The sequence below is a fragment of the Aeromicrobium erythreum genome, from assembly GCF_001509405.1.
Classification (GTDB): domain Bacteria; phylum Actinomycetota; class Actinomycetes; order Propionibacteriales; family Nocardioidaceae; genus Aeromicrobium; species Aeromicrobium erythreum.
In genome coordinates, this window is record NZ_CP011502.1 from 3,138,027 (window position 1) to 3,151,342 (window position 13,316).

Below are 13,316 nucleotides of genomic sequence, written 5' to 3' on the forward strand. Positions count from 1 at the left end.
GAGTCAGGAGCACCCCATGAGCAGCACCGGACGCCTCGCCGTCAACTTCGGCGGCCTCGACGGCATCTCCGGCGAGATCTCCGCCGCCGTCTCCGCCCTGCGCGGCCGACTCGACCGCCTCGAGTCCGAGCTCGCCCCCCTCAAGGCCGACTGGACCGGCGAGGCATCCGCCGCCTACCAGAGCGCCAAGACCAAGTGGGACCAGGCCATCAACGACCTCAACGCCACCCTCGCCCAGACCGGCACCGCCGTCTCGGACTCCGCAGCCGACTACCGCCGCGCCGAGAACGCCAACCGCGCCTCCTTCGGCGGCTGATGGGCACGCCGGACGGCTCCGGCGGCGGCAGCGCCGTCGAGCTCGACATCGAGGGACTGCGCCAGGTCGGCAAGAACACCTCCGAGCTGGCTGCCGAGGCGCTCGCGGCGCAGCAGACCGTCGAGGCCACGAAGGGCGAGGCGTCCATGTACGGCCAGTACCCGGCCGCGCAGGCGCTCGCCCAGCACCATGACAGCGTGGCGACCGTCTTCGCGACGACGCTCGGCGCCCTCCAGCAGGAGATGGACGAGTTCGGTCTCGCGCTCACCACTGCGGCCGACAACTACGCCGACACCGACGACGGCGTGCAGGGCGCGATGGCCTCCATCGCGACCCGCTTCGCGGGAAGCGCCTCGTCGACGACGGAGTCCTACGACAACGCGCGCGCCGACCAGGGGACGGACCTCGTCGACCCCGAGTCCGTCGACGTCGACCTCGACGCTCTCGCGGGCACGGACTCCGAACCTCTGCAGGACGTCGTCGAGCAGCTCGGCGGCGACCTCGCGACGTCGACCGACACCGTCCAGACCACCGACGGCGACCAGGGCGAGCAGGCCTACCAATGAGTCGAGGCCCGGGGCGACTCGCGGCGCTGCTGGTCCTCGTCGTCGCTCTCCTGGCGCCGTCGACGGCGCAGGCCTCGCTCGCGCGGTACCAGCCCGACGACGCCTGGTGGTACTCCGCGCTCCGTCTGGACGAGGTCCACCGGGAGACGACGGGCAAGGGCGTCAAGGTGGCCATCATCGACGGCTCCATCGACCTCACGGTGCCCGAGCTGCGCGGCGCCGACATCACGCTCGGCCGCTCCGTCACCGGCAAGAAGTCCGTGTCCGTGCCCGGAGCCGGGGCCGCCAACCACGGCACGGCCATGACCGTGCTCGTCGCCGGACAGGGCAACGGTGGTGTCACCGGGGTCGCCCCCGATGCCGAGGTGACCTTCTACCAGGCGAACCGCGACCCCTACACCGACTCGCTGGCCTCCCCGGCGGCGCTCATCGAGCAGGCCGCGCGGGACGGGGCGGACGTCATCAGCGTCTCCCTCGCGTCCGGCGATGCCGACGAGAACGACCCCGCGGTCCGCAAGGCGATCGCCGCGGGCGCGGTCGTGGTCGCCGGAGGCGGCGAGGCCGGCTCGCCGGGGATCTCCTCGCCGGCCTCCGCTCCCGGCGCCGTCGCCGTGGGCGCGGCCGACCGGAACGCCAAGGCGTGGTCGGAGCAGCCCGGCCAGCGCGACGACCTCTCCGCCACGCTCGCGATCACCGCACCGGGGGTCGAGGTTCCCGCCGGCGCCTCCAGCACGGAGAGGCGCGGGGCGGTCTGGACACCGGCCTACCCCCGCACGGGTACGTCGCCTGCCACGGCCATCACGGCCGGGGCCCTCGCCCTCGTGAAGCAGAAGTTCCCCGACGCCACCGGCAACCAGCTCGTCCAGCAGCTGATCCACAGCACCGGCCGTTCCGGGGACGCCGACTACTTCGGGTGGGAGCGACCGAACGGCTTCGGCATCCTCTCCGTGCGCAACATGCTCGAGAGGGACCCGACCGGCTGGCCCGACGAGAATCCCCTGACGCGCGGGGTCGAGGCCGCCGTCAAGACCTACCCGCTCTCCGTCTACGGCGACTCCGCCGATCCCGCGCCGTCCGCCGAGACCACCACGAGCCCTGCGGCAGCCGACACCACCGACGCCGCTGCCGACGACGGCACCGGCCCCCTGCCGTGGGTCCTCGGCGCCGTCGCCGTCCTCGTGCTCGTCACCGCGGGGATCGTCGTCGCCCGCCGCCACCACCGTCCGTCCGAGGAGGCCTGACCATGGGACCGAACGAGAGCAAGCTGCGACAGGTGGAGAGCGCCATCCCCGGCGCCCTCACCGGCAAGGCCATCGACTGGGATGCCGCCAAGACCAAGCTCGACGCGCTCCGCACCGAGCTCGTCACCGCCCAGCAGCGGGCCCGCGAGACCTGGACCGAGGGTTCGGACGCCGCGGCCGCCGACGCCGCCTTCGCCCAGAAGCTGCAGACGATCGAGCGGATGCAGACCAAGCTCGAGCAGACCGCCGCCGGGATGCGCGCCGGCGCCGAAGCGCTGTCCACCGCCCGCTCCGACCTGCAGAACCTGCCCGAGATCTCCCCCGCCCCGGGCGCCAGCCCCACCAGGCCGGGTGCAGACGCGAGCGACGCGGACGTCGAGGCCTACAACACCGCCAAGAGCGAGCACGACAGCGCCGCCTCGAGCCACGCCACCTCCATGGAGCGACGCGAGAACGACGCCGCCGCCGCCCTCACCCGGCTCGACGCCGGACTCGCCGCAGCACAGAAGATGCTGGCGACGGCCGCACCGGGAGTCGAGGGCACCTCGGTCGACGACACCAGCACCGGGTCCCGCAACACCGGCGGCACCGGCGGTGGCCTGTCGGGCACGCCGGTCGTCGGCGGCACGACCGCGGTCAGCGCCATGGCCTCGGCCGCGACGATCGGCCGTGGGCCCCGCGGCACCAACCCCACGCTCGTCGCCCCCGTCAAAAACGGCAGCACCGGTGACGGCGACGGCCGCGGCGATGCCGACGGCGACGGCCTGACCGACCTCGACACCGGGCTCACCGACGGCGGCTCGTCCCTCGGCCAGGCCGGAGGCATGGGAGCCGGCGGGGTCGGCGGTGCCGCCGGCGCCGCGGGTCTGCTGGGTGCCGGCAAGGGCATCCTCGCCAAGGCCGCCGGTGCCGCCAAGGGCGCCGCGTCGTCCGCCGGTGCCGGGTCCGGTCGGACGGCTGGCATGGCGAAGGGCTCCACGCTGGGGTCCTCCTCCTCGCAGTCGAACGCCCGCGTGGCGAACCCGGCCGGTCAGGCTGGGCAGGCAGGCGCGCGCCCCGGTGCGCAGGCAGGCCGTGCCGGAGCGTCGCCCGGCAGCCAGGCGGGCCGTGCTGCTGGTTCCCAGGCGTCCCGCTCGGCTCCGGGCACGGGCAGCCGCGCGGGCAGCGCGGGCACCCGACCGGCCCAGGGCAGCGGATCGCGCGCCGGCCAGGGTGCCGGCGGGTCCGGCCGCGGCAACGGCACCGGTCCCACGGGGCGGGGCGGCAACGCCGCACGGTCCGGCGCCGGCGCCGGCGGCCAGGGTCGACGTCGCGACGAGGACGACGAGCCCACGCAGGACCACCTGGCGTTCGACGACGACCAGTGGTTGGACGACGACGAGACGTCGCCCGGCGTCCTGTCCTGACCTCGACGGACCACACGGTCCGCGGCGCAGGAGGCTACGGAGCGGGGACGGCGACGATCGTCACACGTCACGACGCCCGTGATGTGGGACGTTCCCCCCGTTCTGACTAGTCGAAACGAACCAGGTGACCTAGTCTTTTGCCACCAGCATCGACGAGCCCGTGCCGCGACCGTGCCCACGGGGAACCGGGAGGACGAACGATGAGCGAGCTCAGCCGCGAAGAAGGCGCGATCACCCGCGCCGCCGAGATGGTCCGCAGCGCCCACGGCGACCTGACCCGCGAGGTCAACTCCATGCCCCAGCGCCTCTCCACCAAGGGCGCCTGGGAAGGCGGCGGAGCCGCCGGGTTCACCAACCTCATCACCGTCTGGAACACCGAGACCGACAAGATCGTGCGCGCCCTCAACGACTTCGAGGCCAACCTCACCGGCGCCGACGTCACCTACACCCAGACCGACGACGTCCAGGTCGACACCTACTCCCAGATCTCCTCGCGCCTCGGCGGCTGAGACCACCCCACACCCACCCACCTGAGAGTCAGGAGCACCCCATGAGCAGCACCGGACGCCTCGCCGTCAACTTCGGCGGCCTCGACGGCATCTCCGGCGAGATCTCCGCCGCCGTCTCCGCCCTGCGCGGCCGACTCGACCGCCTCGAGTCCGAGCTCGCCCCCCTCAAGGCCGACTGGACCGGCGAGGCATCCGCCGCCTACCAGAGCGCCAAGACCAAGTGGGACCAGGCCATCAACGACCTCAACGCCACCCTCGCCCAGACCGGCACCGCCGTCTCGGACTCCGCAGCCGACTACCGCCGCGCCGAGAACGCCAACCGCGCCTCCTTCGGCGGCTGACCCACCACCTCCTCCCCGCCAGGTCGCGTCCGCGGCCTGGCGGGAACTCCTGTCCGACCGACCGCACGAGAGCCGAGACCATGTACCCGCAGCGCCCCCGGAGTCGCCCATGACCACGACCGAGGCCGGACCCACCGGCCTGGTCCGTGTCACGGTGCGCACCGACGAGCGCAGCGCCGACCTCGCGCTGCCGTCAGCCGTGCCGGTGGCCGAGCTCGTGCCGGAGATCGCCCGCACGCTCGGCGCCCTCGACCCGACCACGTCGCACCGCGGCTTCGTGCTGCACCTGAGCGACGGCCGCGAGCTCTCGTCGACGAGCGGCCTGACCTTCCAGCACGTGCACGACGGTGCGGTGCTCGTGCTCGCACCGGCTTCCGACGGTCGCCGGCGTGTCTACGACGACGTCGTCGAGGCGATGGCCGACGTCGTCGAGTCCACGACGTCGCCGTGGGCGCCCACCGCGGCCCGTCGGACGGCCCTCGTCGCCGCCACCGCGCTGCTCGCCCTCGGCGCCCTGACCATCAGCCTCGAGCGTCCCAGCGTCGTGGCCGGCGCGCTCGCCGGTGTGGTCGCGCTCGTGCTCGTCACCGCCGCGATCGTGCTCGCCCGCCTGGAGGGCGAGCCCGAGGTCGCCTTGGTCCTGGGCTGGAGCGCCACCGTGTTCGCCGCCGTGGGCGGCTTCACCGCGCTCGACGAGCCCGGTCTGCTGGGCTGGCCGCTCGCCGCCGCCGGCGGTGGGGCCGCGGTCGCCGCGGCCCTGGCCCTCGTCGGGACCGTGGAGCGACGTGTGCTGCTCGCACCCGGCCTGGTGGTCGGCGCGCTCGTGGCCATGACCAGCTCCATCGTCGCGTCCACCGACATCGGCGCGCCCGAGGCGTACCTGACGCTGCTCGCCGTGCTGACCATCCTCTCCAGCCTGCTGCCCGCGCTGTCGCTGACGCTCGTCGGCGGCTCGGCCGCCCAGCCGCAGGACCCGACGGTCGAGGTCGCGGACCCCGACGAGGTCTCGATCGACCAGGTGCGCTCCAGCGCCGCCACCGGGCACAGCATCTTCCTGGCCCTCACCGCGTCCGTCGGCGTGCTGCTCCTGCTCGTCGCGCCCCTGGCCGTCACGCTCGGGGTCACCGGAGCGCTGGCCACGGTGTGCGTCAGCGTCGTCCTGCTCGCCCGCACGCGCCAGCTGCGCTCCGGCACCGAGGTCGGCGTCGGGCTCGCGGGCGCCGGAGCCGGACTGCTCGCCGTCGCGCTGAGCGTGCTGGTGCTCCGGCCCGAGTGGCGCCTGGAGCTCGTCATCGTCCTCGTCGTCGCTGCTGCGGCCACCCTCGTCGCCACGCTGGTCCGCTCCGAGGAGTCGGTCGTGCGCGGCCGTCTCGTCGAGGTGGTCGAGCTCGCGTCACTCGTCGCCCTCCTGCCACTCCTCGTCATCGCGGTCGGCATCGTCGCCGCCGTCCGGTCCTGAACTACCAAGGAGACACCTCATGAAGCTGCGCCAGGCCACCTCCGGGGCCGCCCTCACCGTGGGCGCCGTCCTGCTGTCCTTCTCGCTGCCCCAGCTGGCGTTCGCCGCCGACACCGACACCACGGCCGACGCGAGTGCCCGCGCCGCCGCGGTCGACGCGGCAGCCCTCGTCGACGGCGACTGCGACCTTCTCGTGAACCCGCTCGACCCCGACTGCTTCCCGATCCTCGACCCCGACCCGGAGCCCACCATCCCGGTGCCCACGATCCCGGTGCCGACGATCCCCACTCCGGACCCGGAGCCGACCGTGCCCGAGCCGACCATCCCCACGCCGGACCCGGAGCCGACGACCCCGCAGCCCACCACGCCCACGCCCACCATCCCGACGCCCGGCGGCGGCAACGGCGGGGGCAACGGTGGCGGCAACGGCGGTGGGAACGGCGGCGGCGGCAACGTCTCCGACGGCGGTGCCGTGGCCCCGGGCCTCGGCAACTCCGTGCCGCAGGGCCTGAGCGGCCTCGACTCCTCCCTCGGTGGGCTCGTCGCGTCGGGCTCCGGCGCCGCGGCCACGCCGCGGGGCGAGGAGCTCCCCGCCACGGGTGTGGAGGGCGGCCTGAACCTGCTGGCCGCCCTGGGTGCCGTCTTCCTGCTGATCGGTGGCGTCCTGCTGCGCCGGCCGTACTCGGCCCGCCACCGTCTCGTCTGACGGATGGCGAGCAAGCGTGACCTGGTCGAGGCGCACTCCTTCAACCGCCGTCGCCTCGTCACGGCGTTCCTGAGCGGTGCCCCGGGCGGACGGGAGGTCGAACCCGTCCGCTACGGGCGCACGCTCGCCGGCGGCATCGTGCTGGCAGCCCTGCTGGTGGCCGGTGCCGCCGTCGCCGGTGTGCTCAAGCCCGCCGTCGGCGACGGCTGGCGCGAGAACGGCCTGGTCATCGCGAAGGACAGCGGCTCACGGTTCGTGCAGTACGAGGGCACGCTGTTCCCCGTCATCAACATCACCTCGGCCCGGCTCGCCCTGGCGGGCCAGGACCAGGTGAAGGTCTCCTACGTCCCCGACGACGTGCTCGTCGACGAGCCGAAGTCGCAGCCCGTCGGCATCCCCGGCGCGCCCGACTACCTGACCCCCGCATCGCTGCTCGTGCAAGACCGGTGGAGCGCGTGCACCAACGAGCAGGGCGGGCTGACGGTCGACGTCAGCGACACCCCGGGAACCCGGCGCTCGAGCCAGGACTCGCTGCTCGCCCGCGACACGAAGGACCGGCTCTGGCTCGTGTCGGGCTCACGACGCTACGCCGTGCCGGCCGGCCGGCTGGGCCAGTCGGTGCTGCGCGGTGTCGGGGTCGGGCAGGACGACCCGTTCGCGGCGTCGGACGCCTGGCTGCAGCTCGTGCCCGAGGGGACGTCGCTGGCCCCGCTGACCGTGCCCGGTTCCGGCAGCCGCTTCAGCGGGAGCACCGGGGTCGCCGGCCTCGACGTCGTCGGAACCCCCGTCTCCGTCGACGGCACGGGCTACGTGCTCGGCCGCCGGGGCCTGGTGCAGCTCAGCGACTTCGCGTACGCCGTCTACACCGCGACGAGCCGCCTGCCGGAGCAGCAGGTCGACGTCGGCGACGTGCAGTCCGTCCCGGCGCAGAGCGCGTCGGGCGTCGTGCCCGGCGACTGGCCCACCGAGCTGCCCGACCAGAGCGACGACCGTCGTCCGTGCCTGCAGCTGGTGGCCGGCGAGGACGGCGCCACCAGCACGCCGGTGCTGGCCGAGGCCACCCGCGACGAGGCGCGCGCCACGGGCGCCCAGCGTCTGGTGCGTGTCGAGCAGGGTCGCGGTGCGCTGGTCCGCTCGACGACCCGCTCCCGCGCGAGCACGAACGACACCACCTTCCTCGTCGACTCCCGCGGGACCCGGTTCGCGATCGGGCCGAAGGACCAGGTGCCGACCGTCCTGCGGGCGCTCGGCTACGAGTCGGTCGAGCCGATCGCCACGCCGCGCGCGTGGGTCGAGCTGTTCTCCAGCGGCCCCGAGCTCTCGCTGGCCGCGGCCGTGCAGGCGGCTGACGGGGCGAAGCAGTGACGTTGCGTCTCGCGCACGTCGTCGCCGGCGCGGCCCTGCTGCTGCCCACCTTGACGCCGCTCGCACCGGCCGTGGCCGTCGACCAGCCGCCCAACGCGCAGGAGGGGCGCTGCGAGGTGGGCCGCACGCAGCTCGTCTCCGACCCGACCGCGATGACGAACGTGCGCGACGCCGGCTTCCCCGACGCCTGGCGCGAGGGCACCGGCAAGGGTGTCCGGGTGGCCGTGGTCGACACCGGGGTCGACACCCGCAACCAGCACCTGCGGTCGGGCGTGGAGCCCGGTCGCTCCTTCATCGGCGGCCAGGCCACCGAGGACCCCTACGCCCACGGCACGGCCCTCGCGGGCATCATCGCCGCCCGCCGCGCGACGGGTTCGGTGCTCATCGGGGCCGCGCCCGAGGCCACGATCGTGCCGGTCCGTGTGCTCGGCGAGGGCAGCACGACGGCCGACGTCGCCGCCGGCATCCGGTGGGCGGCCCAGCAGGGCGTCGACGTCATCAACGTCTCGCTCACGACGGGCTCCTCCGACAAGGACCTCCCGGCGCTGCGTCGCGCCACCGAGGTCGCCCTGCGCAGCGGTGCCATCGTGGTGGCGGCGTCGGGCAACACGCAGGAGGACGCCCCCTTCACCCAGGTGCAGTACCCGGCCGGCTTCGACGGCGTGGTCGGGGTCGCGGCGACGAACGCCGCGGGTGCCGTCGACGACTGGAGCGTGCACGGCCCGCACGTCGACGTCGCCGCCCCGGGGGCCAACGTGCTCACCGCGTTCCGCTCCAACGGCGACTGCCTCGTGGGCCTGGACCACCCGTACACGAGCTACGCCACGGGCTACGTGAGTGCCCTGGCCGCGATGCTCGTCCAGCGCTTCCCGGACGACTCGCCCCGCCAGGTCGTCAACCGGCTGCTGGCCACGGCGGACCGACCCGTCGAGGACCAGCGCGACGACACCCGGGGCTGGGGCACGATCCAGCCCGTCGCCGCCATGACGAGCACCTCGAACGCGGCACCGGGCACGTCCCAGGCGGCGTCGGCGCCGCAGGAATCCACGATCCTGCCGACCGTGGCCGGACGCGACCCGCTCGACAGCACGCGGCACCAGCTGGCCTGGTGGCTGCTCGGCGCCGCCGGTGCGACGGCGGTGGCGCTCGTCCTGGCCCCGTGGGCCCGACGTCGACGCCGCCTCACCCCGCGCTGACTCCTCCCTCGGGCGTCGCGCCGGCGCCGCGACGGGTGACCAGCAGCACCACCGCCGCCGCGAGCGCCGACAGGGAGCACACCGCCCAGACCGTCAGGTAGCCCGACAGCGGCGCGTGCCCGAGCGCGGGGTCGTCGATCGAGCCGGTCGAGGCGAGGGCGATGGCGAACACCGCGGAGGCGATCGCGCCGCCCACCGTCTTCGTCGCGTTGGTCATGCCGGTGGCGAAGCCCGTCGCGTGGGCCGGTGCTGCTGCCGCCGCGGCGGCCGGGAGGGCCGCCACCAGCAGGCCCGACCCGACCCCGGCGACGCCCATGTTCGTGAGGATCTGCCCCGCGCTGTCGTGCAGCGGGAGGAACAGGCCGTAGCCGACACCGACGAGCGTGCAACCGACGACCATCGCGACGCGGGGGCCGAGCAGGCCGGCGAGCAGCGGCAGCGACAGCGCGCCGACCACCATGGTGACGACGTAGACGCCGATGAGCGTCGAGACGAACGCCGCGGACGCGCCGAGGCCGAAGCCCGCGACGTCGGGGTCCGTCCGCGCGAACGTCGACAGCGGGATCTGCGCGCCGAGCACCGACATCCCGAACAGGAACGCCGTGAGCTGGACGGGCCACTGGGCGCGCAGGGCGAACGTGCGCACGTCGATCAACGGCGCGACCGTGCCGTCGGCCCTCTCCCCCAGCGCCCGCTCGAACCGCACGAGCCCGGCGAGCGCCGCCAGCGAGAGCGCGACCAGGAGCCACGGGACCGGCGACCCGGCACCGAGCAGGCGGATGGCGATCAGGCCACCCATCAGCAGGCCGAGCGTGACCGTGAGCCAGCCGAGCCCCGCGTAGTCGTAGCCGCCAGAGGCCTGGCCGCGGTCGCGCTCGACGCCGAACCAGACGACGAGCAGGCAGGCCGTGACCGCCACGGCGGGGAGGCACAGCAGCACCGTCATCGACGTCGCCTCCACGAGGGCGCCCGACGTGAGCGCACCGACGATGACACCGGTCTCGAGCGCGGCCACGAGAAACGCCGCGGCGCGGCGCGTCGTCCGGTGCTGGTCGGCCCGGCCGGCGGTGCGACGGTGGATGATCGCCACCTCGACGGGCAGCCACACGACGTAGGCGCCCTGGAGCGCCCAGCCGACGAGGAACGTCGAGAAGCCCGGCGCGAGGGCGAGCGTCCACGACCCGACCGCGGTCACGGCCGTGGACAGCAGGAGCACGTTGCGGTGCCCCCAGAGGTCGCCGAGCCGAGCCAGCAACGGCACGGCGAGCGCCGACAGCACGAGCTGCGCGGCCTCGAACCAGTTGACGTCGGCGTCGCGGATGCCGAGGTGGCGGGCGATGTCGGAGAAGATCGGGGTGTAGAAGCCCTGCAGGACGCCGCTCACGACCTCGACGGCCACGAGGAACCCGACGACGGACCAGCGCGAGCGGTGCAGCGTCGCGGTCGTGGTCACGTCACAGCCCCCTCAGGAGCGCCACGTACCAGTCGACGCCCTCCAGCCAGGCCGCCACGTGCACGTGCTCGTCGTAGGAGTGGATCGACGCCCGCTGCTCCTTGCTCATCCGCAGCGGCGCGAAGCGGTACACGCGGGGGCAGATCGCGGTGAAGGTGCGGCTGTCGGTGCCGGCCATCATGACGTAGGGCGTGACGACGGCGTCCGGGAACACGGCGCCGACCGTCCGTTCGAGCAGGGCGAACGCACCCTGCGCCTCCGGCTCGGTGGTGGGCGACAGCGGGCTCGGCTCGTTGGCCTCGACGACGTCGACGACCACCTCGTCGTCGTCCACCGCGGCGCGCACGTGCTCCACCGCGGCGGCGACGCTCTCGCCGGGCATGATCCTGAGGTTCACCTCGGCGCGCGCCCGGGCCGGGATGACATTGTGCGCCGGAGCGCCCACGAGCGTGGTCGCGACCATCGTGGTGCGCGCCATCGCCGCCGTCTCCGGACCGGCAGCCACGAGCACGCGACCGAGCACGGCCGGCGGGGTCCGCGTGGCGCCTGCGAGCAGCGCGCGCAGCGGCAGGGGCAGGTGGCCGGCGAGCCGGCGGAGCAGGTCGACGGTGGGACCGGGCACGTTGACCCCGAACTGCTCACGGTCGAGCCGCCAGAGCGCGCGACCGAGCCGCGCGGCGGGGGCGCGGGTCGGGGGCGTGGAGGAGTGGCCACCTCGTCCGGTGACCGTGAGCGAGAGGGTGGTCGTGCCCTTCTCGGTGGAGCCGATGACCGCGACGGGTGCCGACACGCCGGGGAACGCCTGCCCGGCGACCGCGCCGCCCTCGTCGAGCACGAACCACGGCTCCACCCCACGACGGGCCAGCTCGGCGACGGCAGCCGGCGCCGAGGGGCCCGACACCTCCTCGTCGGCCCCGAAGGACAGCCAGACGTCCTGCGCCGGCTCGAAGCCGTCGGCGAGGAGCCGTTCGACGGCCGTGCAGATCGCGACGAGCTGGCCCTTGTCGTCGAGCGTGCCGCGTCCCCAGACGGCCGGCCCCTCGGCCGTCTCGACGACGTCGGCGGCGAACGCGTCGTGCGTCCACGGGTCGTCGGGCGTCACAGGGACGACGTCCTGGTGGGCCATGAGCACCACGGGACGGTCGGGCGACGCGCCGGCCCAGCGCCACAGCAGCGCCCGCGGGGCGGCGTCGCCGAGGTCGACGCGCTCGAGCTGCGCGTGCAGGAGCGGGAAGTGCTCGGCGAGCAGCGCGTGCAGGCGCGCGAACGGCTCGAGGTCGGTGAGTGCCGGGTCGCGGTCGGCCACGGTGGGCACGCGGATCGCCGCGCGCAGGATCTCGACGTCGGGGTGCACTCCCCGACGCTAGCCCCTCCCCGGGTCCATTCCGCTCCCCCGAACCGCCCCACCCCTCTGAGCGTGACGTTCGCGGGGCGACGACGCCCACATCGCCCCGCGAACGTCACGCTCAGCGGGGTCGAGGGGTCAGAGGGTAAGGACCCGTCCGGCGACGACGAGGAGCACCTGGTCGCACTCGGCCGAGAACCGCTGGTTCACGACGCCGAGCAGGTCGCGGAAGACGCGGCCCGACCGGTGCTCCGGCACCACGCCCATCCCGACCTCGTTGGTCACCAGCACGACGGTGCGCGACGTCCGGGCGAGCGCCGACGCAGCGGCGTCGACGCGCTCCATCAGCACCGGCTCCCAGTCCTCGCGGATCGCGTCCCACGCGTCGAGCTCGTCGAGCTGGGCGGTGAGCCAGGTGCCCAGGCAGTCGACGAGCACGGCCGTGTCGTCGCCACCGTCCTCGATCGCCGCGACCAGGTCGGTCGTCTCGAGCGTGACCCAGTGCGCCGGCCGCCGGTCCCGGTGCCGGGCGACGCGCTCGGCCCACTCCGGGTCGTCGTCGGGGTCGGCCGGCGGTCCGGGGGCCACGTAGACGACCTGCTCGTGCGCCACCACCAGTGACTCCGCGTGGAACGACTTGCCCGACCTGACCCCGCCGGTGACCAACGCCTTCATGGTTCGACGATACGCCCGCCGTCGAGCCACTCGGAGCCGCCGACGGCCGCCCGCTGCGCAGTCCCGTAGCGGGCGGCCGTCACGCTCAGGAGCACCGCGGCGGCAGGACGCTGCCCGACGTGTAGACGGCGCTGTAGCTCGCCCAGCCCGCCTTCCCCGTGCTGGTGTTGCGGGCGTACACCCACCAGACGCCGTTGTCGTTCTGTCGGCTGCAGTGCACGTCGATCCCCTGGTTGGGGTACCCGCGGCCGACGATGGTGCAGTCGTTGTAGCCGGCGGTGCGGATGGCGGTGCCGTCGCCCCAGCTGAACGTGCCGGTGCTGATCAGGTCCGGGTGGACGTCCCAGCGCGGGGCGGTGCAGTCGTTGGCGGCGACTGCAGGTCCGGCCGTCGTCGGTCCGACGGCGACGAGTGCTCCCACCGCCATGGCCGCTGCGCCTGCAAGTCTCATCGAACGCTTCATGGTGATCCCTTTCTCCTGGGACGCCCACAGGCGACCCCCCGACGAGACGGTCGGTGTGACCTGCCTCACAGCGCACCGTACGCTCGACCTGCCCGTCCGTCGAGTGCTCGAGCCGCTGGGTGGTGCAGGCGTCCCGCCCACGGTCCGCAGACGGTCGACGCGCGCCCGGCGACGGGTACCGCACGCCGCTCGCCGACGGACCGGCACCGCTCGGCGCGACGCAACGTACGCAACTGGCGTGACCCGGGTCACGCGTGGTCGGATGGATCGGCGCG

At 74.2% G+C, this 13,316-nt stretch carries 14 protein-coding genes; 10 read left to right on the forward strand and 4 right to left on the reverse strand.

The window, feature by feature from the left end; genetic code table 11:
• The first annotated feature begins 16 nt into the window (after positions 1 to 16).
• From Aeryth_RS14965 to Aeryth_RS15010, 10 genes are all read left to right on the forward strand, one after another.
• Positions 17 to 316: a WXG100 family type VII secretion target gene (locus tag Aeryth_RS14965; protein ID WP_067860353.1), complete on the forward strand. Its 300-nt coding sequence runs from the start codon at positions 17 to 19 to the stop codon at positions 314 to 316.
• Positions 316 to 882, forward strand: coding sequence for a hypothetical protein (locus Aeryth_RS14970; protein WP_067860355.1), 567 nt, complete (start codon positions 316 to 318; stop codon positions 880 to 882). Before Aeryth_RS14965 ends, Aeryth_RS14970 begins: the two co-directional genes overlap by 1 nt.
• A complete protein-coding gene (locus tag Aeryth_RS14975) occupies positions 879 to 2,123 on the forward strand; it encodes a S8 family peptidase (RefSeq protein WP_067860357.1) in 1,245 nt (414 codons plus the stop codon). Before Aeryth_RS14970 ends, Aeryth_RS14975 begins: the two co-directional genes overlap by 4 nt.
• A gap of 2 nt (positions 2,124 to 2,125) precedes the next feature.
• Entirely contained in the window at positions 2,126 to 3,529 is a 1,404-nt protein-coding gene (locus tag Aeryth_RS14980; RefSeq protein ID WP_067860359.1) for a hypothetical protein, read from the forward strand.
• A gap of 200 nt (positions 3,530 to 3,729) precedes the next feature.
• A complete protein-coding gene (locus tag Aeryth_RS14985; RefSeq protein ID WP_067860351.1) occupies positions 3,730 to 4,038 on the forward strand; it encodes a WXG100 family type VII secretion target in 309 nt (102 codons plus the stop codon).
• Positions 4,039 to 4,079: 41 nt separating this feature from the next.
• A complete protein-coding gene (locus tag Aeryth_RS14990) occupies positions 4,080 to 4,379 on the forward strand; it encodes a WXG100 family type VII secretion target (RefSeq protein WP_067860353.1) in 300 nt (99 codons plus the stop codon).
• A gap of 109 nt (positions 4,380 to 4,488) precedes the next feature.
• The gene (gene eccD / locus Aeryth_RS14995; protein WP_067860361.1) at positions 4,489 to 5,838 is read left to right on the forward strand and encodes a type VII secretion integral membrane protein EccD; all 1,350 of its coding nucleotides are present in this window, start codon (positions 4,489 to 4,491) and stop codon (positions 5,836 to 5,838) included.
• 19 nt (positions 5,839 to 5,857) lie between these two features.
• Entirely contained in the window at positions 5,858 to 6,544 is a 687-nt protein-coding gene (locus Aeryth_RS15000; protein ID WP_067860363.1) for an LPXTG cell wall anchor domain-containing protein, read from the forward strand.
• Positions 6,545 to 6,547: 3 nt separating this feature from the next.
• The gene (gene eccB / locus Aeryth_RS15005) at positions 6,548 to 7,909 is read left to right on the forward strand and encodes a type VII secretion protein EccB (RefSeq protein WP_067860365.1); all 1,362 of its coding nucleotides are present in this window, start codon (positions 6,548 to 6,550) and stop codon (positions 7,907 to 7,909) included.
• Positions 7,906 to 9,105 carry a S8 family serine peptidase gene (locus Aeryth_RS15010; protein ID WP_067860367.1) on the forward strand — a complete coding sequence of 400 codons (1,200 nt, stop codon included), beginning with the start codon at positions 7,906 to 7,908 and terminating at the stop codon, positions 9,103 to 9,105. The genes eccB and Aeryth_RS15010 overlap by 4 nt, the downstream gene beginning before the upstream one ends.
• Here the strand turns inward: Aeryth_RS15010 and Aeryth_RS15015 are convergent.
• The 4 genes from Aeryth_RS15015 to Aeryth_RS15030 form a co-directional block, all read right to left on the reverse strand.
• The gene (locus Aeryth_RS15015; RefSeq protein ID WP_067860369.1) at positions 9,092 to 10,558 is read right to left on the reverse strand and encodes an MFS transporter; all 1,467 of its coding nucleotides are present in this window, start codon (positions 10,556 to 10,558) and stop codon (positions 9,092 to 9,094) included. The genes Aeryth_RS15010 and Aeryth_RS15015 overlap by 14 nt on opposite strands.
• A 1-nt stretch (position 10,559) precedes the next feature.
• Entirely contained in the window at positions 10,560 to 11,912 is a 1,353-nt protein-coding gene (locus Aeryth_RS15020; RefSeq protein WP_067860370.1) for a M20/M25/M40 family metallo-hydrolase, read from the reverse strand.
• 129 nt (positions 11,913 to 12,041) lie between these two features.
• A complete protein-coding gene (gene cobU, locus Aeryth_RS15025; protein WP_067860372.1) occupies positions 12,042 to 12,578 on the reverse strand; it encodes a bifunctional adenosylcobinamide kinase/adenosylcobinamide-phosphate guanylyltransferase in 537 nt (178 codons plus the stop codon).
• 85 nt (positions 12,579 to 12,663) lie between these two features.
• Positions 12,664 to 13,029 carry a hypothetical protein gene (locus Aeryth_RS15030; protein ID WP_144433811.1) on the reverse strand — a complete coding sequence of 122 codons (366 nt, stop codon included), beginning with the start codon at positions 13,027 to 13,029 and terminating at the stop codon, positions 12,664 to 12,666.
• Between the last annotated feature and the right edge of the window lie 287 nt (positions 13,030 to 13,316).

Bases quoted from the DNA above. Each gene is read 5' to 3' on its own strand.
- Aeryth_RS14965 (WP_067860353.1), top strand. From the start codon at position 17: ATGAGCAGCACCGGACGCCTCGCCGTCAACTTCGGCGGCCTCGACGGC.
- Aeryth_RS14970 (WP_067860355.1), top strand. From the start codon at position 316: ATGGGCACGCCGGACGGCTCCGGCGGCGGCAGCGCCGTCGAGCTCGAC.
- Aeryth_RS14975 (WP_067860357.1), top strand. From the start codon at position 879: ATGAGTCGAGGCCCGGGGCGACTCGCGGCGCTGCTGGTCCTCGTCGTC.
- Aeryth_RS14980 (WP_067860359.1), top strand. From the start codon at position 2,126: ATGGGACCGAACGAGAGCAAGCTGCGACAGGTGGAGAGCGCCATCCCC.
- Aeryth_RS14985 (WP_067860351.1), top strand. From the start codon at position 3,730: ATGAGCGAGCTCAGCCGCGAAGAAGGCGCGATCACCCGCGCCGCCGAG.
- Aeryth_RS14990 (WP_067860353.1), top strand. From the start codon at position 4,080: ATGAGCAGCACCGGACGCCTCGCCGTCAACTTCGGCGGCCTCGACGGC.
- eccD (WP_067860361.1), top strand. From the start codon at position 4,489: ATGACCACGACCGAGGCCGGACCCACCGGCCTGGTCCGTGTCACGGTG.
- Aeryth_RS15000 (WP_067860363.1), top strand. From the start codon at position 5,858: ATGAAGCTGCGCCAGGCCACCTCCGGGGCCGCCCTCACCGTGGGCGCC.
- eccB (WP_067860365.1), top strand. From the start codon at position 6,548: ATGGCGAGCAAGCGTGACCTGGTCGAGGCGCACTCCTTCAACCGCCGT.
- cobU (WP_067860372.1), bottom strand. From the start codon at position 12,578: ATGAAGGCGTTGGTCACCGGCGGGGTCAGGTCGGGCAAGTCGTTCCAC.
- Aeryth_RS15030 (WP_144433811.1), bottom strand. From the start codon at position 13,029: ATGAGACTTGCAGGCGCAGCGGCCATGGCGGTGGGAGCACTCGTCGCC.